Genomic DNA, 21,840 nt, shown 5'->3' on the forward strand with positions numbered 1-21,840 from the left:
GCGTTTTAGCGCGGCGGCCGCAATGCAGGTGACAATCAGCGAAGCTCGAAAGCGTCCTGAATCTGTTTGGCACCCTCTTCCGCGCTCATCTGGCCGGAGACGATCTCGACGGAGACATCATTGACGACGCGGCCGACGGCAGCGCCCAGCGTCTGGTCGAAGAAGTTCTGGTGCCAGGTGGAGCCGGCAAGCTGCTTGGCGGAATCCGCCAAAAGCGGGTTCTTGACCGCGCCGTCCGCACCCGTCGCGACCGGCAGGATCATGCCGGCGGCGGCCATCTTCTCTTCGCTCTCCTTGCTGGTCAGGAAAGTCGCGAAATCGATTGCTTCCTTGGAGGCGTTTTTGGTGACCGCCCAGCCGTTCAGGCCGCCCAGCGTATCGGTGGCCTTGCCCGCACCGCCTGCAACGGCGGGGAACGCGAAGCGGCCGATATTGTCCGCGGCCAGCCCCTTGCCGTCACCGGCATTCTTACGCTGGTTGGCTTCGGTATTGTCGAAACCGAGGATCATCGCCGCCTTGCCGTCACCGAAGACGCCGAGCGCCTGCGGCCAGGTGGAACCGAGATAACCGGGCTGGAAGGGTTCGAGCTTGCCGAATTCGGCCAGTTGCTCGCCCGCCTTGATGATCGCCGGGTCCATGAAACCTTCGCCCTCGCCCTTGCGGGCGGCATCGAACACGGCCTGCCCGCCATTGCGCATGACGAGATAGCTCCAGTAGAAATGGATCGGCCATTTCTCACCGCCGCCACCGGCAATCGGCACGATGCCGGCTTCCTTGATCTTCTTGACCGTCGCGCCCAGATCTTCCCAGCTCTTGATGTCTTCCGCCTTCACGCCGGCCTTGGAAAACAGCGCCTTGTTGTAAAAGAAGCTGACGAGGCTGACCTTGTAAGGCACGGCCCAGACCTTGCCGTCAAAGGACAGGCCGTCGATCGCGGAAGCATTATAGGCCTGTCGCAGCTTGCCGCCATCGGCGTCAAAAACCTCGGTCAGATCCTTCAGCGCGCCGGTTTTGGACTGTTCCTCGAGAACGCCGCCACCCCAGCTATAGAAAAAATCCGGAACGTCGTTGGACTGCAAAAGCGTCGGCAACTTCGCCTTGAAGGCTTCATTTTCCAGGAATTGCAACTGCACATCCACGCCGGGATGTTTGGTCTCGAAATCCTTGGCAATCTCCTCCCAGACGGCCACGGCTTTCGGGTCCAGTTCCACATGCATCCATTTAACGACCGTCGCGGCCGAGGCGCTCGCAGCGCCGAGCATGAGAGCAATGCTTGTCGTTGTGGCAAAGCCTGTCAGCCTGCCGCTCAGGCTTGCGCCTGCGTGCCAAATCGTCATGATGGTGATCCTCCCTCGGGGATTTCCTCATTTATTCCCCAATGCGGATTAATTCACATTAGCCCTCGCTCAATGTCAAGGCACGCTGCCGATTTTTTGCGCCAACAGCTTGACATACCCCTCCCCTACACCGTTATTTAATCCGCAACCCGACATAAATCGGCTCTCGAACGGCATTGATCGCAGCAGGACACCATGAAGACCGCAGACCCAGAACTGATGCGCGCGATCAACAGGCTGAGCGTGCTGGACAGCATCCGCCGCCACGGGCCAATCTCGCGAGTGGAAATCAGCGAAAGAACGCAGCTTTCCACCACCACCGTGTCGGCCATCACCGCTTCGCTGCTCGATGATGGGCTTATACTTACCCGTCATCTCGGCGATATCCGCACCGAAGGCGCGCGCGGCAGGCCGCGCGTGATGCTGGAGCTGAACCCGGACGCCGCCCGCGTGGTGGGTGCGAAGATCGCCGCAAGCCGCATGGTTTTCGTCGTCACCGATTTTTGCGGCAACGTGCTGTCCACCCTTGCCCTGCCTATCCGCGTCGACCGTCAGCCCATCGGCGTCATCGCCGATCTGGTGGAGGATGGCGTGCGGCGCTGCGTGGTCGATGCCGGGCTGTCGCTTGAAGATGTGGATATGGTCTGTCTCGGCCTGCCCGGCGTGATCGAACATCGCACCGGCAAGATCCGCAGCAGCCCGATTTTGCGCGAAGTGAACGTCAATTTCGCCGAAGAAATGACGTCGCGGCTGAATTCGCCCACCATCATCGAAAGCGACGCCCACGCCATCACCCTTGCTCACCACTGGTTCGGCCATGCCCGCGATCTGGAGGACATGGTGCTGATCTCGCTCGAGCAGACGCTCGGGCTTGGCGTGATGCATCAGAACCAGCTGTTTCGCGGCGCCGGCGGCCTCAGCCATAATCTCGGCGACCTCGTCATCGGCCTTGCCAATGAGGGAACCGTGCGGCTGGCAAGCCAGGCCGGCGAGAATGCCATTTTAGGCTCGCGCCCGGTGGACGGACGTTTCGCCGAGGCGATCAGGCTCGGTCGAGGCATGCAGCATGCGCATGCGCTGATTGCGGCTGAGGACAACGAGTTGATCGCAGCGGCCCTTCGCGCCGGCGCCGCCCTTGGCCTGACGCTTGCCAATATCGTCACGCTTTTCGCGCCGCCACGGGTGATCATCACCGGCTCCAGCCTTGAACTGGGCGAGCCTTTCATCGCCAGCATCCGCGACAGCTACAACGCCGCCGTGCCGCCATCTTTGGCCGGCGTCGCAGAGCTGGTTTTCGATGTTGCGAGCGACGAATTATGGGCGCAGGGGGCGGCGGCCGTCGCCCTTTACGAGCTTTACGAATCGCCATGGAACACAACGGGGCCAGCGCTTTAGCCGAAAGGCCTGAGAGCGGACTTCAGCATTTCTGATTTACGGGAGGAAATCACATGAACAAGGTCGGTATCGGCATCATCGGCTGCGGCAACATCTCCAGCGCCTATCTCAAGGCCATGGCGTCGTTTCCGATTCTCGACATTCGCGGTCTTGCGGATATGAACGAGGAGGCCGCGAAGGCACGGGCAGACGAATTCGGCCTTCAGGCAAAAACCATCGACGAACTTCTCTCCGACCCCTCGGTGGAAATCATCGTCAACCTGACGATCCCCAAGGCGCATGTGGAGGTTGGCCTGCGCGCACTGGACGCCGGCAAACACGCCTATTCGGAAAAGCCGCTCGGCATCAATTTCGCGGAAGGCAAACGCCTTGCGGATGCGGCAAAGGCCAAAGGCCTACGTATCGGCTCCGCGCCCGACACTTTCCTCGGCGGCGGACACCAGACGGCCCGCCGGCTGATCGACGAAGGTGTGCTCGGCCAGCCCGTCGGCGGCACCGCCACCTTCATGTGCCCCGGCCACGAGCGCTGGCACCCCAACCCCGCCTTTTATTACGAGGTCGGCGGCGGGCCGATGCTGGATATGGGTCCCTATTACATCACCGATCTCGTCAACCTATTCGGCCCGGTCGCCAAGGTGGCGGGTTTCGCCATCGCGCCGCGCAATGAGCGTCTCATCACCAGCGAGCCGAAGAACGGCGAAAAAATCCCCGTTCATGTCGCCACCCATGTTTCCGGCGTACTGGCGTTCCAGAACGGTGCCGTGGTGCAGATGGGCATGAGCTTTGATGTGGCGGGCCACAAACATGTGCCGCTGGAAATCTATGGCACGGAAGGCACGCTGATCGTGCCGGACCCCAACCATTTCGGCGGCGAGGTGCAACTGCTGAAAAAGGGCGGCCAGTTCGAGCCGCAGGCGCTGTCGTCGCCCTATGCCGACGGTAACTACCGCTCGATCGGTGTTGCGGACATGGCCCATGCCATCCGCGAGAACCGCCCGCACCGCGCCAATGGCGATCTTGCCCTGCATGTGCTGGAGGTGATGGAAGCCTTCCAGACGGCGTCGGATACCGGCACGACCGTTTCCATCACCACCAAGGTGGAGCGTCCTGCTCCGCTTGAAACATCGCTGGTCGACGGCCAGCTCGGCAAATAATCCGGAGGAGAAAATAAATGCGCGAAGCACTCATCGTCTGGGGCGGCTGGAGCGGCCACGAGCCGCAGGAATGCGCCACCATCGTCAAGGACATTCTGGAAGAGGACGGTTTCAAGGTCTATGTCGAGCACTCCACGGAGGCTTTCGCCGATCCTTCGGTGCATGATCTGAGCCTCGTGGTGCCGATCGTCACCATGTCGAAGATCGAGAAGGAAGAGATCAAGAACCTGACGGCCGCCGTCGAAAACGGCGTCGGCATTGCCGGCTTCCATGGCGGCGCGGGTGACAGTTTCCGCGATTGCGTCGAATACCAGTTCATGATCGGCGGCCAATGGGTCGCCCATCCCGGCAACATCATCGACTATCACGTCAACATCACCCGCCCCGACGACCCGCTGATGGAGGGAATTTCCGATTTCCCCTATACGTCGGAGCAATATTACATGCATGTCGACCCCTCCAACGAGGTGCTGGCAACGACAAAATTCACCGGCGATCACGCCTGGTGGATCGACGGCGTGGTGATGCCGGTGGTGTGGAAACGCAAATACGGCAAGGGCCGGGTTTTCTATTCGGCGCTCGGCCATCAGGCCAAGGAATTTTCCGTGCCGCAGATGAAGACCATGTTCCGCCGTGGCGCCAACTGGGCGGCGCGCTAGGGCTATCGGAGCGGCGGCCTTTACCCAAGCGCCGAAGTGCCTCCTGCGCCGTCCGCTCACTCGACGTCATCCTCGGGCTTGTCCCGAGGATCCAATCACCTATCGTAAAATCAACCGGCGGCAGATCCTCGGGACAAGCCCGAGGATGACGGAGGAGAGGTTTTTACGTCTTCATCACCAACTCGTGGCGATGAGACACGGCCCTCTTTTTAGCCCCGAACAATCTCTTCCACCGCCATCGCCACACCCAGCAGATGATCGTCCGTGCCGTGCAGGCCGGAGAGCAGCAGTCCAACCGGCATGCCCGCGTCGCCGGTTCCGCAGGGGATCGATACGCCGCAGAGGTCGAAGAAATTGCCGATCTGGGTGTTGCGCAAGGTCTTCGCATTCATGGCGAAAAAGGCCTCGTCATCATCGATGAGCGGTGCGACCTTCGCCGCGACATACGGCAATGTCGGCGAAACCAGAAGCTCATGCCTGCCGATCATGCCGGAAAATGCCGCCGTCATGCGTTCGCGCGCCTCGATAATAGCGATATAATCAGGCATGGAGATATTTGCTCCAAGCGTCGTTCGGACAACAACGCGCGGGTCCATGCCCGCAGCATCCGCACCTTCCAGCCGTGTTTTGTGCAGGGCAAAGGCTTCCGCCGTCACCAGCGCGCCTTTTTGCCTGATAAGATCGAACAGTTCCGCAAAGATCGGAAATGCCTGCCGCCGCACTGAAGCACCGGCGCGGACAAGCCGTTCCACCGCCTGTTCAAACGCGGCTGCGACGCCCTCCTCGATCCCGTCGAAAAATACCGTTTCCGGCACGACCAGCGAGAGGCCTGAAAGAGGTGCGCGCGCCACATCAGCCGTCGCCTTGCCACGCATGGCGGCGTCCACCCACACGGCATCCTGCACAGTGCGGGTCAGCGGCCCGAGTGAATCAAGGCTTTTCGCCAGCGGATAAACACCGCGCATCGAATATCGGCCCCGGCTGGCCTTGTAGCCCACCACGCCGTTGAAGGCGGCGGGAATACGCACCGATCCGCCGGTATCTGTGCCGATCGCCACCGGCACCAGACCGGCCGCCACCGCCACACCCGCGCCGGAGGAGGAACCGCCGGGCAAACGGTGGCCATCCTGCGAGGCGGGGTTGCGCGGTGTGCCATAATGCGGATTGATACCAAGGCCGGAAAAGGCGAACTCGCTCATATTGGTGCGGCCGATAGAGACCATGCCGGCGCGTTTCAGCGCGGTCACCACATCCGCATCGCGGGACGCCGCCATGCTGTCGCCAAGCACCGTCGATCCGGCCGTCGTCGCCATGCCCTCGAGATCGAAAAGATCCTTCCAGGCCACCGGGATGCCGTCAAGCACACCACAGGAACGACCCTCACGAATGCGTTTCGATGCCGCATCCGCCTCCGCCATGGCGCGCTCGGCCGTCAGGCCGATAAAAATCGCCTGGTCGTCGTCCTGACCAATCGCATCGAGCGTCTCATCCACCAAACTACGTGGATCAAGATGGCCGCTCTGGATGAGAACGGAAAGTTGCGCGATGTTTTTGCCCCTGTGAGCCATGATATCTTCCCTGAAACCGGCATGTTGCGCACACCATGCCGTTTCTCCGCTGCTTGGCAAGGTCAATTGTCGCCCCCTTGCTGCCGGGAATCCACCTTGAAGAACACGTAAAGCGTGTCATAAAGTCTTGGTGGTGTCGCTCCAGAATATAATTACCAGCACCCCGTTTTTTCAACTCAGGGTGCAGGCAAGCAGCGCCTTATATAAGCGACGACTATAAAAAGACGGATTAATTCTTAATCGCATCTAAACTTTGTTGAATTATTTAGCAGACAGCATTGAAATGCATGCCCTATAAAAATTCCATAAAACAATCATAACGCGACATCGCGGGGGATTATCGCGAATGGAAGAGACTGCCTATCGGGGGATAGATAGACAGACTGAACCCGGCCACACGCTTGACCTGACGACGCAGCCGGCAAATGGCCGGTTTTCGCGCCGCCGTTCGCTTGCCAGCAAGATAACCCTGATATTCTTGGGCGGTGTGATCTTTGCCTACAGCATCGGTGCGCTCGTCGGCTGGTACATGTTCGTTGCCGCCGCCAGCGAGCAATGGCTCAATCAGGCCCGTGTCAATTCGCAGATCGCCAGCGCCACGCTGCGCAGCATCTATACCTATGTCAGCGTTACCGCCGACGACGGCGGCCAGGTCAATGGCATATTGACCGACAAGCCGATCGGCGACGACGAATCCATTCTCGTTACCGGCTTCAATCCCAGTGATGTTCTCGCCCTCATCGGCGCGCAGACCAAAAATGCCGTCTGGCTGTTCCGCTATGACGAGACCGATTCCGGCTTCAGGCAGATCGCCGCGGCCTTCGACAACGCTACCGATGACGCCGAGAAGCCGCTTGCCACCGACCCCATTTTTTCAAGAGACGCCGTAGCAGCGCGTTTTGCCACCGGCTTTGCGACCATTGGCGAATCCAGCCATTATATCGGCCTGCTACCGATCATCAGCACGGAAACGAAAAAACCGATTGGCGCAGTGGCCGTCAGTATCGGCGGTTCGGATGCGCTTTATGGCGCGCAGCGCAAGCTGATCTACAACTCGCTCGCTGCGCTTATCGTGGTGCTGACGGTCACGGGCGTACTTGTTACGGTGATAGCCCGGCACTTCCTGAAGCCCGTTCCGGCTCTGGTGCAGGCGACACTGCGTATCGCCCGCGAGGAAACCGATATTGTCACGCCGTTTCAGGAACGCAGAGATGAGATCGGCGACATGGCAACCGCGATTGAAACGCTTCGCGAAGCGGTTCTGGAACGCGGGCGCCTGCGGCAGATACGGGATATGGCTGAACAGCTGGAACATATGGCGCATCACGATGCGCTGACCGGACTTCCCAATCGCGTATTGCTGATGAAGACGCTGGAAAACCGTCTCGAACATCTTGCCGCATCAGGCCAGCCATTCAACGTCATGCTGCTCGACCTCGACCGCTTCAAGGCCGTCAACGATACGCTGGGCCACGCCGCCGGTGACGCGTTGCTGGTGGCCGTCGCCTCGCGAATTTCCTCCGTGCTCGGTGAAAACGACATGGTGAGCCGGCTCGGTGGCGACGAATTCGCCATCATACAGGCGGGAAGCGACGACTACCGGGCAGATGCAGCCCTGTTGGCAAAGCGGGTGGTGCACGCGGTCTCACGCAGCTTCAATCTCGAAGGCAGCCACGTCAGCGTCGATACCAGCATCGGCATCGCCTGCGCGCCGGATCACGGCACTTCCGCCACCCAGCTTCTGCAACAGGCCGATCTCGGACTTTACCGGGCGAAATCCATGGGCTGCGGCCTTTTCGTTTTTTACGAGCCCGGCATGGACATGGCGGCGCAGCACAAGCACGCGCTGGAAATAGACATGAAATCCGCCCTCGAAAACCACGAATTCGAGCTGCATTACCAGCCCGTGGTCAATCTCCAGAGCGGCCGCATCGTCGCCTATGAAGCGCTTGCCCGCTGGCGGCACAGCAAGCTTGGCCTCATCACCCCGGACCGTTTCATTGCGATTGCCGAGGAAAACAATTTTATCAGGCCCTTGGGCGAATGGGTTCTGGCGCAGGCCTGCATGGATGCCATGGCCTGGCCGAAGGACATCCGGCTCGCCGTTAATCTTTCCGCCGTCCAGCTCGGCAATGACGACATCGTCCCCGTTGTCGATCGCGCCCTTGAAACATCCGGTTTTCCGGCCGAACGGCTGGAACTGGAAGTGACGGAAACGGCGATGCTGGAACGCGACAGCAGCGCCAGGGCCCTGAAGCTGTTGAAAGAAAGAGGCGTCCGTCTCGCCCTCGACGATTTCGGCACCGGTTACGCCGGATTGAGCACGTTGACCCATGTGGCTTTTGACAAGATCAAGATCGATCGCGAATTCGTCTCGGGCCTGCCCACCAATCCCATGTGTTCGGCGATCGTCAACACCATCATCGACATGGCCGATCAGATCGGTCTGAAGGTGACCGCCGAGGGCGTGGAAAACGGTGAACAGGTCGCCGCACTCAAGCTTTGCGGCTGCGACGAGGCTCAGGGTTATTATTTCGCCGAACCGGCGCCACTTGCGCACATCCTCAAAAATCGCGCCATCATCACGTCGGCAGGGAAAGACGGGGTGGGTGACGGAAACGACCAGTCGCTGCGCGACACCGGGCGTCCGATGCAGGAAGCCTATCACCCACCACAAAAAGCGATTTGAGAAACCGGCCGCCGGCCAAAAGGAAATAACATGCGTCTTGCGGTATTTTGCCTTTTCGTCACATGCTTTGCCCCGATCACCCCGCTGCAGGCCGCCAGCGAAGGTGACACGCTGCAGCAGATTGCCAGAACCGCAAAAATCCGCATCGGCTACCGCGAAGCCGAGCCGCCTTTTTCCTACCAGCTGCCGGATGGAGAAGTAACGGGCTTTTCGACCGATCTCTGTCGAACGATCAGCGAGGATATCCGCAAGAAGCTGAAGCTCGACAGGCTTGACCTCGAATATGTCAAGGCCACGCCTGCCACCCGCTTCATTCTCGTCCGCAGCGGCCAGATCGATATCGAATGCGCAGCGACCACCAATAACAGCGAACGCCGGAAAATTGTCGATTTCTCCTATCCGAATTTCATGACCGCGACGCAGTTCCTCTCACGCAGACAGGACAATCTGAAAAGCCTTGCCGATCTGGCGGGCCGTTCTGTCACGTCTGCTTCCGGCACCGTCAATATCGAGCAGCTGAATGCCATAAACCGGGAAAAGAATCTCAATATCTCGGTCATGCCGACGAAAACCAATGAGGAAGCCTTCGCGCTCGTCGTTTCCGGCAAGGCTTCCGCCTTCGTCATGGATGGTATCCTGCTGGCAGCGTTGGCAGCGACATCCGAAAATCCGAACCTCTATGCGCTTTCGCAGGAAACGCTGAGCGCACCCGAACCCTATGGGCTGGTTTTCCGACGCGACGACCCCGCCTTCAAAGCCGCGGTCAACGAAAGCCTGGAACAGATTTTCGCTGGCCCCGCCATTCACGACCTCTATGAAAAATGGTTCACCAAGCCCATTCCGCCCAACGGCATGAACCTGAACCTGCCGATGGCCGCCGCCTTGAAACAGGCATATGACGCCCCGAGTGAATACCGTGACTGAGGGCGCCCTCCCACCTGCATTTTTTTATGAAGACATGTTTTGACAGATCATTTTAGCTGGAGATGCGCGATGCAGAGATCGACATTGGGGCTTGCATTCGGAATTTTAGGTCTTTTATCCACCCACGCGGCAAGCGAGGACAGCCAGCCGCCGACACTCGAAACCATCGCCAGAACCGGTACCATCCGGCTGGGTTATGCCGATCACAATATTCCCTTTTCCTATCTCGGCACCGGTGCAGAACCGATCGGTTACAGCATCGAGCTATGTCTGAGAGTGGCGGATTCCATCAAGAAGAAACTGGGCCTGCCTGAGCTAAAGGTCGACTTCGTCAAACGTACCCCCAGCAACCGCATCACGCTTCTCAATGACGGGACGATCGACATCGAATGCGTGGCGAGCACCAATACGGAGGAACGACGCAAGGCGGTGTGGTTTTCCTACAGCCACTTCATCACCGGCACCCGCTATGTGGCGCTGAAAACGAGCCGCCTGAACACCGTTGCTGACCTTGCAGGCCGTACAGTGGTGGTAACGACCGGAACTATTAATATAAGCCAGTTGAATGTGCTCAACCGCAAGCTGGGGCTGAACATCGCGGTTCTGCAGAATGACAGTACCGAAGGCGGTTTCGAGATGGTGACCGAAAACCGCGCCTCAGCCTTCGTCATGGACGATATTCTTCTGCGGTCCTTCGTCGCAGAAACCGGCAAGCCGGAAGACTATTCCATTTCGAACGAATATCTCGCCCCGCCGCAGCCCTATGGCCTGATGCTCCGCCACGGGGATACCGGTTTCAGGGATGCCGTCAACGAAGCGTTGGGACAAATCTACAAGAGCGGCGAAATCGAAAAAATCTACGAGAAGTGGTTCGATGCACCAATACCGCCGAACGGCATCAACCTGAAGCGCCCACTGCCCGACGATCTGGCCGAGGTGTTTCGAAGGCCCGTCGACACGACGGCCGACAAATAAAAACGCCGCCTGTTGAAGGGCGGCGTCTTTCACCAAATATCTTATGCAGCGCGCAGGTCGGCACTCAACGGAATCTCGACATCGATCTCCAATATGGAGACATGTTCGTCGCGATCCATCTTCACATGCACCCTGTCGCTGTCGATCTGCACATGTTTGGCGATCACGGCAAGGATTTCCTCCCGCAGAACGGCGACGAGATCGGTTCCCGACGACGCCCGCTCGTGGGCGAGTAACACCTGCAGGCGCTCACGCGCAAGCGGTGCCGACTTCTGCTTGCGGAACAGGCTGAAAATGCTCATGCAGCCCTCCTTGCGAAGATTTTGGAGAAGATACCCCGCTTCTCTCCCGGAATGACCACGGGAATATCCTCGCCGGAGAGGCGGCGGGCAGCGTCGAAATAGGCCATGGCCGGCGGGCAGCGAGCATCCGCCAGCGTGACCGGTGCGCCAACGTTGGAGGCGCGCAGCACATCCGTGCTTTCCGGAATGATGCCAAGCAGCGGAATGGACAGGATTTCCAGAACGTCATCCACCTTCAGCATGTCGCCGCGTTCGGCGCGGGCGGAGTCGTAACGCGTCAAGAGGAGATGCTTTTCCATCCGCTCGCCGCGTTCTGCTTTCAGCGTCTTGGAATCGAGCAGTCCGATGATGCGATCGCTGTCACGCACCGAGGATACTTCCGGGTTGGTGACGACGACGGCAACATCCGCATGGCGCATGGCCAGCGTCGCGCCGCGTTCGATGCCGGCCGGGCTGTCGCAGATCACCCAGTCGAAATGCTTCTTCAGCTCGGCAATGACCCATTCGACACCTTCCGGCGTCAGATTGTCCTTGTCGCGCGTCTGCGAGGCAGGCAGCAGGAACAGCGTTTCTAGGCGCTTGTCGCGGATCAGGGCCTGCGTCAGCTTGGCATCACCCTGGATGACGTTGACGAGATCGTACACCACCCGGCGCTCGGCACCCATGACAAGATCGAGGTTGCGCAGGCCGACATCGAAATCGACAACCACGACCTTCTGCTTGTTCTGCGCCAGCGCGGCGCCAAGCGCTGCAGTCGAGGTGGTCTTGCCGACCCCGCCCTTGCCGGAAGTTACAACGACTACCTTCCCCATACGGCTCTCCTGTTCCTGTGTTGTTTTCTCTATTTTATCAGCCAAGTTTTTCAGCCTTGATCGTATCGTTTTCCAGCCATAGCTGAACGGGCTGGCCGCGCAGCTTCTCGTCAATATCCTCGGCGACCTTGTAGACGCCGTCGATGGCCAGAAGCTCCGCCTCGAGTTTGCGGCAGAAGATGCGCGCCGAGACGTTGCCGAGCGAACCGGCCATGGCGCGCCCACGCAGGGCGCCGTAAATATGCACCGAACCGCCGGCGATGATTTCCGCACCCGAGGCGACCGAACCGATGACGGTCACGTCGCCTTCCGGAAACATGATTGACTGACCGGAGCGCACCGGCTCGTTGATGACGAGCGACTGCACCACGGCGCGAATCTCGCCCGACGCGCGTGGCTTTTCTTCCGGCAGTTCGGCGGCGACCGCGACCGGCTCCACCTCGACATCGGAAGCGGGCTTTCCGCCCTTCAGCGACGGCGGCATGCCCGGCTCGATCATCGAAGGACGAACGCCCTCAATGCCCATGATGCCGACATTACGCTCCGTCAGCGCCGCCAGCAGCGACTTCAGGCCCGCCTTGTCGAGCGACAGTTCCGACACATCCAGAACCACCGGACGCGACAGAAAGAACCCCGCCGAACGGGCGGCGAGATCATCAAGCCTTTCCAGCCATTGATCGACCGGAGCTTCAGGGGACAGGACGACCGCGAGGAAGGAGCGGCCTTTGATACGAATGGAACGCTGGTCTGTTAGCACTTTGGTCATCTTGGTAAACAAATCGTTGACAATTAGGTACCCCGAATATGGTTAACAAATAGTTAACAGCGCCCTTAAAGCGACGGTCTCGTTAAGAAATTTTCGCCAGGAAAAATCTCATGCAAAGCATTCAAAAACATCCATTAGCTTTTGATTTTGCGTATTTCCATCGCCTGCGAAAACTCATGATAGCGGCTGAGCCTTGCTGCAACCTGACGCTCCGTAAGACCGGATTCACCGCCAGGATTCCTAACCCATCTCTCCCGAGTCGGTAAGACGCGAACCGTCCGATTCCGGGACACTATCCGCCGTCAGCCAGATGCCCGTCATGGGCTTTCTAGCGGGAAAAAGCGATTTCGTTATGCCCTCCGATGCTATAGACACGGGGGGCAAGCCCGACACCTTCAACGGAAGAATGAAATGCACAGCAAAGTCCCACCGCAGAACCAGATATTTTCGCAAGACTATGCCGCCTTCCTGTTCGACATGGATGGAACGCTGCTCAATTCGATCGCGGTGGTGGAGCGGGTCTGGCGCGAATGGGCCGTGGACAACGGCATAGAACCGAACGCCTTCCTGCAACGCATCCACGGCATGCGCGCTTCGGAAGTGGTGCGCCGCGAGGCGGTGCCCGGTCTTGATGTCCAGGTAGAGGCCGATATGCTGCTGCAAAAGGAAATGGACGATGTAGACGGCATTCTTCAGATTCCCGAAGCGGCAGCGTTTCTCGCAAAATTGCCGGCCGGCAATTGGGCCATCGTCACCTCGGCTGCCCGCGCGCTTGCCGAACGCAGACTGGCCGCAGCGGGCCTCACACCGCCACCGGTTATGATCTGCGCCGAAGACGTGGTGAACGGCAAGCCGGACCCGGAAGGATACAAAAAGGCGGCGGAAAAGCTCGGCGTCTCGCCGGAACGCTGCGTTGTCTTCGAAGACGCGCCGGCCGGTATTCAGGCCGGGGAAAGCATGGGCGCGACCGTGGTGGTCATCAACGCCACCCATTCGCATCCCATCGAAACGCCGCATCTTTCCATTGGCGGTTATGGTGAACTGGATGTCAGCATCAGCGAGGACGGCAGCTTGAAACTAACAGGCAGCAAGGGCTGACCGGCCGACAAGCAGCGCGAGAAACAACGATTTCGTGTGCAGGTAGATCTCCCGGTCCGCCAACACTCTATCATTTGCAACGTCATCCTGGCACTTGTCCCGGGCATAACTGAGATAAGAAGTACCGAGCTGTCACATCCGTCGTCGGACGGTGGCGAGCGCGCCGCCGAAGGCCTTGGCGAAACTTTCCCGGTCATCAGGGTTGAGAAACGAACCGATATCGGTCGCCCGCCCCTCGCCCGTCACCTGCATGGAAACGATGCCGATCTCATCGTGCCGCCGCACGTTGAAGCGCGCCCAGAACGGATTGAAGCAATACTCCACCATACGCCCGGCCGGAGAAAATTTGCGGATCGACAGGTTGGTGCGGGAGATGCGGACCTCTTCCCGCGCCTTTGCGGCGCGATAATTGGCGCGGAAGGCAACATAGAGCAGCAGAAAATCCAACCCGAAGAACAGGCCGACAGGCCATGCGCCGGTGGCGAGGAAAAAGCCGCCATAGATCAGGCAGGCGAACCCCGACAAGGCAAGAAGCAGCCGGAAACCCCTTCTTCCAAGCGAACGGTGCGGAACAAGTTCCGCCGCGAAAATCGGCTGGTCGTTGAGCGTATCCACGTTGCTTTCCTTCGGGCGGGCTGGCTATAGATAGACCATGACAGTCGCCAAAAAACGATCCAGCACCCAAACATTGAAAAAGTCAAATCCGGCATTCGCGCGTAAGCCAGCGCGGGTGAAGACGGCCTATTCGAAGGATGAGTTGACCGAGATCTTTCGGCGTTTTTCCATTCAGCGGCCGGAACCGAAAGGCGAGCTGGAACACACCAATCCCTTTACCCTTCTGGTAGCGGTGGCGCTTTCGGCGCAGGCAACCGATGTCGGCGTGAACCGGGCGACAAGGGCATTGTTCAAGGTGGCCGACACGCCGGAAAAGATGCTGGCGCTCGGTGAAGAGCAGCTGATTGGCCATATCAAGACCATCGGCCTTTATCGCAACAAGGCGAAAAACGTCATCGCTTTGTCGCAGATGCTGATCGACAACTTCGGCGGCGAAGTGCCGAAGACCCGCGAGGAGCTGGTGATGCTGCCAGGCGTCGGCCGCAAGACGGCCAATGTGGTGATGTCGATGGCCTTCGGCGTGCCCACGCTTGCGGTGGACACCCATGTGTTCCGCATCGCCAACCGGATCTGTCTTGCGCCGGGGAAAACCCCGGACGAGGTGGAAGACCGGCTCGTCCGCATCATTCCCGAGCAATATCTGTTCCATGCCCATCACTGGCTGATCCTGCACGGGCGTTATTGCTGCAAGGCGCGCAAACCGGAATGCGAGCGCTGCGTGATCGCCGATATCTGCAAATCTCCGGAAAAGACCTTTGATATTCCAGCCCCGCTGGTGGAGCTACCCGCGCAGCTGTTCGGTGCGGCCGGCAGCGAATGAAGGGTCACGCCGGCTGACGGCCTTATGTAGATGCACCATCATCGAGGCGGCGAACAGCGGCGTCAGAAGGTTGAGGAACGGGATCGCCAGAAATGCCGCGATCACCAGACCGGCCATGAACACCGTGGTACGGTGTTTTGAGCGGAACAACCTTGCTTCGGCGGGCGAGCGGAAACGCATCGCCGCAAATTCGAAGAATTCCCGACCGAGCAGATAGCCGTTCACCACAAAAAACGCGATGAGGTTGACGCCCGGCACCAGGAGCAGCAAAAGCGCAATGAGATTGCCGGCAATAACGACACCGAAGAATTTGATCGATGACAGCACGGCCTCGCCGATAGGCATTGCATGGCCCGCCGGATCATCGGGATAGCTTTTCTTTTCCACTACTTCGGCAACATCGTCGAGAAACAGGCCGGCAATGACAGCGGTGACCGGCGAAATCAGCAATGCCAGCGCCAGCGCCAGTCCTATGCCGGCAAAAATGGCGAAAACGAAGGTCAGCCACCCCGCCCAGTCCGGCACGCCGGGGATGAGCGTATCCACCCATGGCAGGGCAAAATAGATGAAGATGGAGCGTATGGCGAACCACAGTGCCGCCAGCACGAGAAGCGTGAGCCCCAAAACCTTCCAGAATACCGACCGGGTCTCGGTCGCAAAGAGATTTTGGAATGCCAGCCGCGCTGCATCAAGAATCATTCGGAACTCCCCTGGGGCCTCTCGCGTTGAAATTCTCTGACCAGACGACAGATAAGAACTGGGCCTGCGCTCTGCAAGATTCGGTAAAAACCGCCAAACGTCTGAAATTAAACCGGAGATGGAATTTCCCTTGAATAAAAGGTATCTCTAAAATATAATAATCCATCTATAATATTTCGCATTCCTGTCCGGTGGAGGACAAGGCCGGGAAAGCTTACCCCCACCGTCAAATCGCAGTTCGCACGCGCGTTTTGCGCGCGCGGATGCATCATCGTTCAATAAAGATAAAAAATGAGGCGTTGGTGGAAAAGCTGCTGTTGAATCTTACCCGTGCCATGAAGGCCGGCACACCTTCCGAGCGCAAGATCGCCAAATATCTGATCGAGCATCTGGACGAGCTACCTTTCGAAACGGCGCAGACGCTGGCTGCCAAGCTCAGCCTCAGCCCGATGACGGTCGGCCGTTTTTTACGTTCGCTGGGATACCGGCAGTTCAGCGACATTCGCGCCGATCTTCGCCATGCCGAACAGGCGGCAGGTCAGGATCAGCCAACGATTACCGAAAGCGGAGAGCGGCAGTCCAACCCGTTTTCCCAACTCCTCTCGCAGCAGATCCAGGCTATCCAGACCGCATTCGACATGACCTCCCAGCCAATCTGGCGTCTGGCCATGACCGAAATCGCCTCGACAACCGATGTTTTTCTGGCGACATCACCGGAAGGTCTCGGGGCCACACGTCACTTTCACGGACGGCTTCTGGAATGTCGCGGCCACGTCCATTATCTCGGCGGTGACAGTGCTGGCTATGTCGCCCTGTGGGATTTCGAGCCGGCACAGACGCTTCTCGTCATCATGGATTGCGGTGGCAGGCTCTCGCCCCTGCAACACCTGTCGGCAACCGCACGCAAAGGCGGCTACAGAACACTTCTGATCACCACCCGGTTTTACGAATGGGGTCCTGAGAGCGCAGACATCTGTCTAGCGCTGCCTCAAGCCCAGAATGGCGGCCAGGGTCTGCTGCAACTCGTTTCATTGATGGAATTTACCCTCTGCAGCCTGATGGCGGAAGCGGATGAAACGCGCAAAACACGGATGAAAAACCTCACCGGCCTGAAGCGCTCGCTAGGCATATGATTGGGAGTATGCTCGCAGCGGGGACCTGATATGGATCGAGCGAGCGCCGCTTGTTTCTTCTCCCCAGTGGGGAGAAGAAACAAACCTCATCCGTCCACTCCAGATTTCACCCCGTCATCTGCTGGCCAAAATCAGAGGCTCTCAAGCTCCTGGCGATGGCGGTACATGGCGAGAAAACGGCGGTAATCCCGTTCATAACGGGGTGTGAGCTCCGGATTTCCGGAAATTTCCGCATTGCCCGGATACATGGCGGCACCTGCCGCCGCAATACTCGCATGCACACCGCCGGCCGCTGCCGCCGTCATCGCTGTGCCAAGCAGTACGGCATCGGCGGTGGCGGGAACCACGATGCGCTTGCCCGTCACATCGGCGTAAAGCTCCATCAAGAGCGGGTTCTTCACATGCCCGCCGGTGACGTGCAGGCTTTCGACCGAATAACCGAAGCGCTCCATGGCATCGAGCACATGGCGCGCACCGAGCGCAATCGCCACGGCGGTGCGCCAGTAAAGGCGGCAGAGACTGTCGAAGGACGTATCCAGCGTCAGCCCGCTGATGACGCCAACCGCATGGGGATCGGCAAGCGGCGAGCGGTTGCCGTGAAAATCCGGTAGCACATGCAGCCGCTCGGCAAAGGCCTCGCCCTCAAGCGCACGCAATTCAGTGACGCGGGCAACGATGCGGGCATGCAGCGCCGTATCCGGCTCACCGCCTGCCGCATGCATGCGCACGATATGATCAAGCAGCGCGCCGGTGGCCGATTGCCCGCCCTCAACCAGCCAGTGGCCGGGCAGTATCGCCTGCCAATAGGGACCCCAGAGGCTGTGGCCGGGCATCTGTCGCTCGGACATGGCAACGAGGCAGCTGGACGTGCCGGCGATCAGCGCCACATGCCGACCCACATCGTCCGAAAGGCAACCGCCCAGCGCACCGAGCGCTCCGGCATAGGCATCGATCATGCCCGCCGCCGCCAGGCAGCCGGTGTCGAGACCGAGTTCGGTCGCCGCCTCGGGCGAAAGCGGGCCGATGCTCTCCCCCGGCATCACCGTGGTTTCGGGAAGGCTGGCGCGCTTTTTCAGATCGGCAAGCCCCGCCAGTTCCAGATAATCCGCCTTCCAGCCGGGATTTTCCTGCGCCAGAAAATTCCACTTCGCCGTCTGCGTGCAATTTGAGCGTCTGGCGGAGCCGGTTGCTTTCCATGTCAGAAAATCCGCCAGATCGAAGGCGAAGGACATGCGCGCCCAACTGGCCGGCATATGCGTTTTCAGCCACATCAGCTTCGGCATCTGCATTTCCGGCGACACGCTGTTGCCGGCAAAATCCAGCACCCGATGGCCCGACGCCGTCAGCCGGTCGGCCTCTGATATCGCGCGGTGGTCGAGCCAGACGATGGTATCGAACCGGTCCTCACCCGTCACCGAAACTGAAACCGGCTCTCCCTGCGCGTCGCGAACGACCAACGAGCAGGTGGCGTCAAAACCGATCGCGGCGACGCTTTGCGGCAGAACGCCGGCATCGGCAAGGGCCGCTTTCACGGCAATGCAGACAGCATTCCATATATCGGTGGAATCGTGCTCAGCGTGGTTTTCACGCGGCCGCTGCATCAGGATTGGGTGGGTGGAGCGGGCGAGAAGCCTGCCGGTCGGATCGAAAATGCCAGCCCGCGCGCTGGCTGTACCGACATCGACAGCGACGAGATTTTGACGCATCAAGTCCGCAATTCCATCCCTTGCGCCAAGACATTGGGGCGGCAGGCAAGCCTTGCTTCAGCCTGCGTCACGTTCCACCCGCCTGTCAAAACCGCCCTTCCCCACATAGCTGCCAACAAGTTGGACCAAATCCGGCATCGCGTCAAACACGGCATCCGCCCCAAGCCCGGCGATCTTTTCGCGGAATGCGGGAAAGCGCGCATGCGAGCCGCCGGTAAAGGCAAAAACGCCCATGCCGGCCGCCTTTGCGGCGGCAATGCCGGCCGGGCTGTCCTCAATCACGATGCAGTGACGCGGCTCGGCGCCCATCGCCTGCGCCGCATGCAGGAAAAGATCGGGTGCCGGCTTGCCATTCTTCACCATCGTGGCGCTGAAGACATGCGGCTCGAAACGGTCGATCAGGCCGGTCAGCCCCAACGAATAGCGGATGCGCTCCGGCTGGCTGGAAGAGGCCACGCAGCGTCTGAGGCCCACAAGCCGGTCCAGCGTTTCTGCAATGCCGTCGATCGGCCGCAACTCGGTACGAAAGCGTTCGAACAACGTCGCCCGCATATGATCGAGAAAATCAATGTCCGTCTCGACGCCGTAATCCTCAAACAGCGTCGTCGTCATGCTGGCGACGCTGCGACCGAGAAAACGCTCATAGGCCTCTTCCTCTCCCATCGTCACTCCGAGATGGGAGAGCATGTCGAGAAGCACCGAGACCGAGACCGGCTCGCTGTCGACGAGAACGCCATCGCAATCGAAAATCAAGAGAGGCCCGGTTCGGTCTTCCATTTCACGTCACTTTTCAGCCAGCTTGTCATCCAGATAAAGCTGCAAGGTCTTCGCCGTACCTTCTTGCCACAGCGTCTTCAATGCATGGGCAAAGCGTTTACGGAAAAGCTCCGATTCGGCAACCTCCCCGAAAATGTCTTCGAAGGCGAGAAAGGCCGCCGCGTCGTCCTTGGCCCTGATGGCGGCCGCCTGCAGACGCTCGGCACTGGCATCGTTGAAGGTGATTTCCTTGCCGCTGTCGGAGGCGCCGTAGAAATAGCGGCACCATAGCGCCGAAACCAGCGAAAGACCGATGATGTCCTCACCGCGCGACAATCTATCCGCGGTGGATGGCAGGATGAATTTCGGCTGGCGGTTGGAACCGTCCTGCGCCAGACGCGGAATGGTGTCGCCGATCTTCGGATTGAGGAAACGCCGCTCGATCAGCCCGAAATACTCCTCAAGATCAGTATCGGGAACGGGCGGAATGACCGGGATGATCTCTTCCTTTTCGAGCTTTGCCAGAAACGCCCGGATCAGCGGATGCTCCATCGCCTCATGGACAAAATGAATATCGAGAAGTGCCGCCGGATAGGCGATTGCCGCATGGCCGCCATTGAGGATGCGGATTTTCATGTGCTCATAGGGCGCGACATCAGACACGAACTGCACGCCGGCCTTTTCCAGCGCCGGGCGACCAGCGGGGAAATTATCCTCCATCACCCATTGCTTGAACTCTTCGCAGAAGACCGGCCAATTGTCCTCGATGCCGAAATCGTCGCGGGCGATAGTGCGTTCGCGCTCGCCGGTGGCCGGCGTGATGCGGTCGACCATGGAATTCGGAAAGGCGACGTCTTCGCCGATCCAGTTCGCGAAGGCCGGATCAGACAAGGCCGCCAGCCCAACTACCGCATTCTTTGTGACCTTGCCATTATGGGGAATGTTGTCGCAGGACATGACGGTGAAAGGTTGCAGCCCCTTGTCACGCCTAGCCTTCAGCCCGGCGACGATGAAGCCGAACACGGTTTTTGGCGCAGCCGGGTTCTTGCCGTCTTCGGCAATGGCCGGATGCTGCGGATTGAAGGAACCGGAGGCATCGATGAAATAACCGCCCTCGGTAATCGTCATCGAGACGATGCGGATCTTTGGATCAGCAAGGGTATCGATAATCGTCTTTGTGTCCCCGACCTTCAGAATGTCGATCATCGGCGCGGTCACCCGCGCACCGGTGCGGTTATTGTCCTGTTCCACCACCGTCGTCAGGAAATCCTGCCCGGCAAGCTTTTCGCGCATCACCGCATCGGAGGGGAGAACGCCCGCACCGATGATGGCGAAGTCATGGTCCGTGCCCGTATTGAACAGATCATCCAGATAGACCGCCTGGTGGGCGCGGTGGAAATTGCCAACGCCGAAATGCACGATGCCGGCGGAGAGATCAGCACGGGAATAGGCCGGAACCGCCGCCGTTTTTTTGGCTTCATCCAGCGTTGCGAGGGAGAGTTTGCATGTCATGTCACGATCCTCGAAAGGGGAAACGTTGTTCGTGCCAGTCACCGGGGAGACCCGGGGATCAGCTCATCCAGTTGCCGCCATCGACATTGTAGGTCTGGGCGACGATGTATTCGGCTTCATCAGAAGCAAGGAAGATCGCCATGCCGGTCAGATCTTCGGCACGGCCCATGCGGCCGAAAGGTACGGCCTCACCGACTAGCCGCTTCTTTTCGCCGGCTGGGCGGTTTTCATATTTCGCAAACAGTGCGTCCACACCGTCCCAGTGCTCACCATCGACCACACCGGGCGCGATGGCATTGACGTTGATGCCGTGTTTGATGAGGTCGAGACCGGCCGATTGCGTGAGGCTGATGACGGCGGCCTTGGTGGCGCAATAAATCGCCACCAACGCCTCACCGCGCCGGCCCGCCTGGCTTGCCATGTTGATGATCTTGCCGCCTTTTCCCCGAGCGATCATGGTTTTTGCGGCGGCCTGCATCATGAACAGCGTGCCGGATACGTTGATCGAAAACAGCCGCTCATAGCTCTCGCGTTTGATCTCGACAATCGGTGCGAGGTCGAAGAGTGCTGCATTGTTGATGAGGATATCGAGCCCGCCCGTCTGGCCTTCCACGGTGCGGATGGCAGTGTCGATGGAATGCTGTTTGGTCACATCAAGTTCGACGGCATAGGCATTCTCGCCGATTTCGCGCGCCGTCCGGCTGGCGCGCTCAAAATCGATGTCGGCAATGGCAACCGTTGCGCCTTCGCGCAGATAGGCTTCGGCAAAGGCGCGGCCAATGCCGCGCGCCGAGCCGGTAATCAGCGCCGACTTGCCTTCCAGCCTTCCGGTCATATCGCCAACCCCCTGTCATCGAACCTGTGGACCTTCGTCTCATCCGGCGTGATGAAGACGGTATCGCCATGCCTGCATTCGAACT

Annotated in this window: 20 protein-coding genes; 9 read left to right on the forward strand and 11 right to left on the reverse strand. The window is 59.5% G+C overall.

Annotated features, from left to right (window positions below):
- Positions 1 to 35 precede the first annotated feature (35 nt).
- A complete protein-coding gene (locus JZX89_RS27390) occupies positions 36 to 1,337 on the reverse strand; it encodes an ABC transporter substrate-binding protein (protein WP_207136008.1) in 1,302 nt (433 codons plus the stop codon).
- Between the two features lie 195 nt (positions 1,338 to 1,532).
- Here JZX89_RS27390 and JZX89_RS27395 point away from each other — a divergent pair, with 195 nt between their 5' ends.
- The 3 genes from JZX89_RS27395 to JZX89_RS27405 are packed head-to-tail and all read left to right on the forward strand — an operon-like array spanning position 1,533 to position 4,545.
- Positions 1,533 to 2,732, forward strand: a complete 1,200-nt coding sequence (locus JZX89_RS27395) for an ROK family transcriptional regulator (RefSeq protein ID WP_207136009.1) — start codon at positions 1,533 to 1,535, stop codon at positions 2,730 to 2,732.
- 53 nt (positions 2,733 to 2,785) lie between these two features.
- The gene (locus JZX89_RS27400) at positions 2,786 to 3,886 is read left to right on the forward strand and encodes a Gfo/Idh/MocA family protein (protein WP_207136010.1); all 1,101 of its coding nucleotides are present in this window, start codon (positions 2,786 to 2,788) and stop codon (positions 3,884 to 3,886) included.
- Between the two features lie 17 nt (positions 3,887 to 3,903).
- Complete coding sequence (locus tag JZX89_RS27405; protein ID WP_003510737.1) at positions 3,904 to 4,545, forward strand: ThuA domain-containing protein; 642 nt, start codon at positions 3,904 to 3,906, stop codon at positions 4,543 to 4,545.
- Positions 4,546 to 4,754: 209 nt separating this feature from the next.
- Here the strand turns inward: JZX89_RS27405 and JZX89_RS27410 are convergent, their stop codons facing one another.
- Complete coding sequence (locus JZX89_RS27410) at positions 4,755 to 6,113, reverse strand: amidase (RefSeq protein WP_207136011.1); 1,359 nt, start codon at positions 6,111 to 6,113, stop codon at positions 4,755 to 4,757.
- Positions 6,114 to 6,459: 346 nt separating this feature from the next.
- On the opposite strand from JZX89_RS27410, the gene JZX89_RS27415 reads away from it, so the two are divergent.
- The 3 genes from JZX89_RS27415 (at position 6,460) to JZX89_RS27425 (ending at position 10,701) form a co-directional block, all read left to right on the forward strand.
- Positions 6,460 to 8,802, forward strand: coding sequence for an EAL domain-containing protein (locus tag JZX89_RS27415; RefSeq protein WP_207136012.1), 2,343 nt, complete (start codon positions 6,460 to 6,462; stop codon positions 8,800 to 8,802).
- A 30-nt stretch (positions 8,803 to 8,832) separates the two neighbouring features.
- Positions 8,833 to 9,726, forward strand: a complete 894-nt coding sequence (locus JZX89_RS27420; RefSeq protein ID WP_149901588.1) for an amino acid ABC transporter substrate-binding protein — start codon at positions 8,833 to 8,835, stop codon at positions 9,724 to 9,726.
- Positions 9,727 to 9,795: 69 nt separating this feature from the next.
- Positions 9,796 to 10,701 carry an amino acid ABC transporter substrate-binding protein gene (locus tag JZX89_RS27425; RefSeq protein WP_207136013.1) on the forward strand — a complete coding sequence of 302 codons (906 nt, stop codon included), beginning with the start codon at positions 9,796 to 9,798 and terminating at the stop codon, positions 10,699 to 10,701.
- Positions 10,702 to 10,742: 41 nt separating this feature from the next.
- Here the strand turns inward: JZX89_RS27425 and minE are convergent, their stop codons facing one another.
- The 3 genes from minE to minC are packed head-to-tail and all read right to left on the reverse strand — an operon-like array spanning position 10,743 to position 12,581.
- Complete coding sequence (gene minE / locus JZX89_RS27430; protein WP_046802074.1) at positions 10,743 to 11,003, reverse strand: cell division topological specificity factor MinE; 261 nt, start codon at positions 11,001 to 11,003, stop codon at positions 10,743 to 10,745.
- The gene (gene minD / locus JZX89_RS27435; RefSeq protein ID WP_149901590.1) at positions 11,000 to 11,815 is read right to left on the reverse strand and encodes a septum site-determining protein MinD; all 816 of its coding nucleotides are present in this window, start codon (positions 11,813 to 11,815) and stop codon (positions 11,000 to 11,002) included. Before minD ends, minE begins: the two co-directional genes overlap by 4 nt.
- A gap of 37 nt (positions 11,816 to 11,852) precedes the next feature.
- A complete protein-coding gene (minC, locus tag JZX89_RS27440; protein WP_174375166.1) occupies positions 11,853 to 12,581 on the reverse strand; it encodes a septum site-determining protein MinC in 729 nt (242 codons plus the stop codon).
- 411 nt (positions 12,582 to 12,992) lie between these two features.
- Between minC and JZX89_RS27445 the strand changes: the two genes are divergently transcribed.
- Complete coding sequence (locus JZX89_RS27445) at positions 12,993 to 13,679, forward strand: HAD family hydrolase (protein ID WP_207136014.1); 687 nt, start codon at positions 12,993 to 12,995, stop codon at positions 13,677 to 13,679.
- A gap of 132 nt (positions 13,680 to 13,811) precedes the next feature.
- Here JZX89_RS27445 and JZX89_RS27450 read toward each other — a convergent pair whose 3' ends face one another.
- On the reverse strand, positions 13,812 to 14,294 hold the full coding sequence (locus JZX89_RS27450; protein WP_149901593.1) for a DUF2244 domain-containing protein: 483 nt from the start codon (positions 14,292 to 14,294) through the stop codon (positions 13,812 to 13,814).
- 37 nt (positions 14,295 to 14,331) lie between these two features.
- Between JZX89_RS27450 and nth the strand changes: the two genes are divergently transcribed.
- Positions 14,332 to 15,114: an endonuclease III gene (nth, locus tag JZX89_RS27455; protein ID WP_207136015.1), complete on the forward strand. Its 783-nt coding sequence runs from the start codon at positions 14,332 to 14,334 to the stop codon at positions 15,112 to 15,114.
- Here the strand turns inward: nth and JZX89_RS27460 are convergent.
- On the reverse strand, positions 15,076 to 15,813 hold the full coding sequence (locus JZX89_RS27460) for a sulfate transporter family protein (protein WP_207136016.1): 738 nt from the start codon (positions 15,811 to 15,813) through the stop codon (positions 15,076 to 15,078). The genes nth and JZX89_RS27460 overlap by 39 nt on opposite strands.
- A 299-nt stretch (positions 15,814 to 16,112) precedes the next feature.
- On the opposite strand from JZX89_RS27460, the gene JZX89_RS27465 reads away from it, so the two are divergent.
- Positions 16,113 to 16,946 carry a MurR/RpiR family transcriptional regulator gene (locus JZX89_RS27465; RefSeq protein WP_149901596.1) on the forward strand — a complete coding sequence of 278 codons (834 nt, stop codon included), beginning with the start codon at positions 16,113 to 16,115 and terminating at the stop codon, positions 16,944 to 16,946.
- A gap of 131 nt (positions 16,947 to 17,077) precedes the next feature.
- Here JZX89_RS27465 and JZX89_RS27470 read toward each other — a convergent pair whose 3' ends face one another.
- The 4 genes from JZX89_RS27470 to JZX89_RS27485 are packed head-to-tail and all read right to left on the reverse strand — an operon-like array spanning position 17,078 to position 21,755.
- Positions 17,078 to 18,652 carry an FGGY-family carbohydrate kinase gene (locus JZX89_RS27470; RefSeq protein WP_188356160.1) on the reverse strand — a complete coding sequence of 525 codons (1,575 nt, stop codon included), beginning with the start codon at positions 18,650 to 18,652 and terminating at the stop codon, positions 17,078 to 17,080.
- A 57-nt stretch (positions 18,653 to 18,709) separates the two neighbouring features.
- Entirely contained in the window at positions 18,710 to 19,429 is a 720-nt protein-coding gene (locus JZX89_RS27475; protein WP_153516889.1) for an HAD family hydrolase, read from the reverse strand.
- Positions 19,430 to 19,435: 6 nt separating this feature from the next.
- A complete protein-coding gene (locus JZX89_RS27480) occupies positions 19,436 to 20,920 on the reverse strand; it encodes a mannitol dehydrogenase family protein (RefSeq protein WP_207136017.1) in 1,485 nt (494 codons plus the stop codon).
- Between the two features lie 58 nt (positions 20,921 to 20,978).
- Positions 20,979 to 21,755: an L-iditol 2-dehydrogenase gene (locus JZX89_RS27485; RefSeq protein WP_149901600.1), complete on the reverse strand. Its 777-nt coding sequence runs from the start codon at positions 21,753 to 21,755 to the stop codon at positions 20,979 to 20,981.
- Between the last annotated feature and the right edge of the window lie 85 nt (positions 21,756 to 21,840).

This window comes from Agrobacterium burrii (genome assembly GCF_017313405.1).
In the GTDB taxonomy this organism is placed as follows: Bacteria; Pseudomonadota; Alphaproteobacteria; order Rhizobiales; family Rhizobiaceae; genus Agrobacterium; species Agrobacterium burrii.

What these genes read in the sequence shown, in the direction of transcription:
- JZX89_RS27395 (WP_207136009.1), top strand. Translation starts at nt 1,533, where the DNA reads ATGAAGACCGCAGACCCAGAACTGATGCGCGCGATCAACAGGCTGAGC.
- JZX89_RS27400 (WP_207136010.1), top strand. Translation starts at nt 2,786, where the DNA reads ATGAACAAGGTCGGTATCGGCATCATCGGCTGCGGCAACATCTCCAGC.
- JZX89_RS27485 (WP_149901600.1), bottom strand. Translation starts at nt 21,755, where the DNA reads ATGACCGGAAGGCTGGAAGGCAAGTCGGCGCTGATTACCGGCTCGGCG.
- minD (WP_149901590.1), bottom strand. Translation starts at nt 11,815, where the DNA reads ATGGGGAAGGTAGTCGTTGTAACTTCCGGCAAGGGCGGGGTCGGCAAG.
- JZX89_RS27460 (WP_207136016.1), bottom strand. Translation starts at nt 15,813, where the DNA reads ATGATTCTTGATGCAGCGCGGCTGGCATTCCAAAATCTCTTTGCGACC.
- nth (WP_207136015.1), top strand. Translation starts at nt 14,332, where the DNA reads ATGACAGTCGCCAAAAAACGATCCAGCACCCAAACATTGAAAAAGTCA.
- JZX89_RS27470 (WP_188356160.1), bottom strand. Translation starts at nt 18,652, where the DNA reads ATGCGTCAAAATCTCGTCGCTGTCGATGTCGGTACAGCCAGCGCGCGG.
- JZX89_RS27445 (WP_207136014.1), top strand. Translation starts at nt 12,993, where the DNA reads ATGCACAGCAAAGTCCCACCGCAGAACCAGATATTTTCGCAAGACTAT.
- minE (WP_046802074.1), bottom strand. Translation starts at nt 11,003, where the DNA reads ATGAGCATTTTCAGCCTGTTCCGCAAGCAGAAGTCGGCACCGCTTGCG.
- JZX89_RS27410 (WP_207136011.1), bottom strand. Translation starts at nt 6,113, where the DNA reads ATGGCTCACAGGGGCAAAAACATCGCGCAACTTTCCGTTCTCATCCAG.
- JZX89_RS27425 (WP_207136013.1), top strand. Translation starts at nt 9,796, where the DNA reads ATGCAGAGATCGACATTGGGGCTTGCATTCGGAATTTTAGGTCTTTTA.
- JZX89_RS27405 (WP_003510737.1), top strand. Translation starts at nt 3,904, where the DNA reads ATGCGCGAAGCACTCATCGTCTGGGGCGGCTGGAGCGGCCACGAGCCG.
- JZX89_RS27420 (WP_149901588.1), top strand. Translation starts at nt 8,833, where the DNA reads ATGCGTCTTGCGGTATTTTGCCTTTTCGTCACATGCTTTGCCCCGATC.
- JZX89_RS27415 (WP_207136012.1), top strand. Translation starts at nt 6,460, where the DNA reads ATGGAAGAGACTGCCTATCGGGGGATAGATAGACAGACTGAACCCGGC.
- JZX89_RS27475 (WP_153516889.1), bottom strand. Translation starts at nt 19,429, where the DNA reads ATGGAAGACCGAACCGGGCCTCTCTTGATTTTCGATTGCGATGGCGTT.
- JZX89_RS27480 (WP_207136017.1), bottom strand. Translation starts at nt 20,920, where the DNA reads ATGACATGCAAACTCTCCCTCGCAACGCTGGATGAAGCCAAAAAAACG.
- minC (WP_174375166.1), bottom strand. Translation starts at nt 12,581, where the DNA reads ATGACCAAAGTGCTAACAGACCAGCGTTCCATTCGTATCAAAGGCCGC.
- JZX89_RS27390 (WP_207136008.1), bottom strand. Translation starts at nt 1,337, where the DNA reads ATGACGATTTGGCACGCAGGCGCAAGCCTGAGCGGCAGGCTGACAGGC.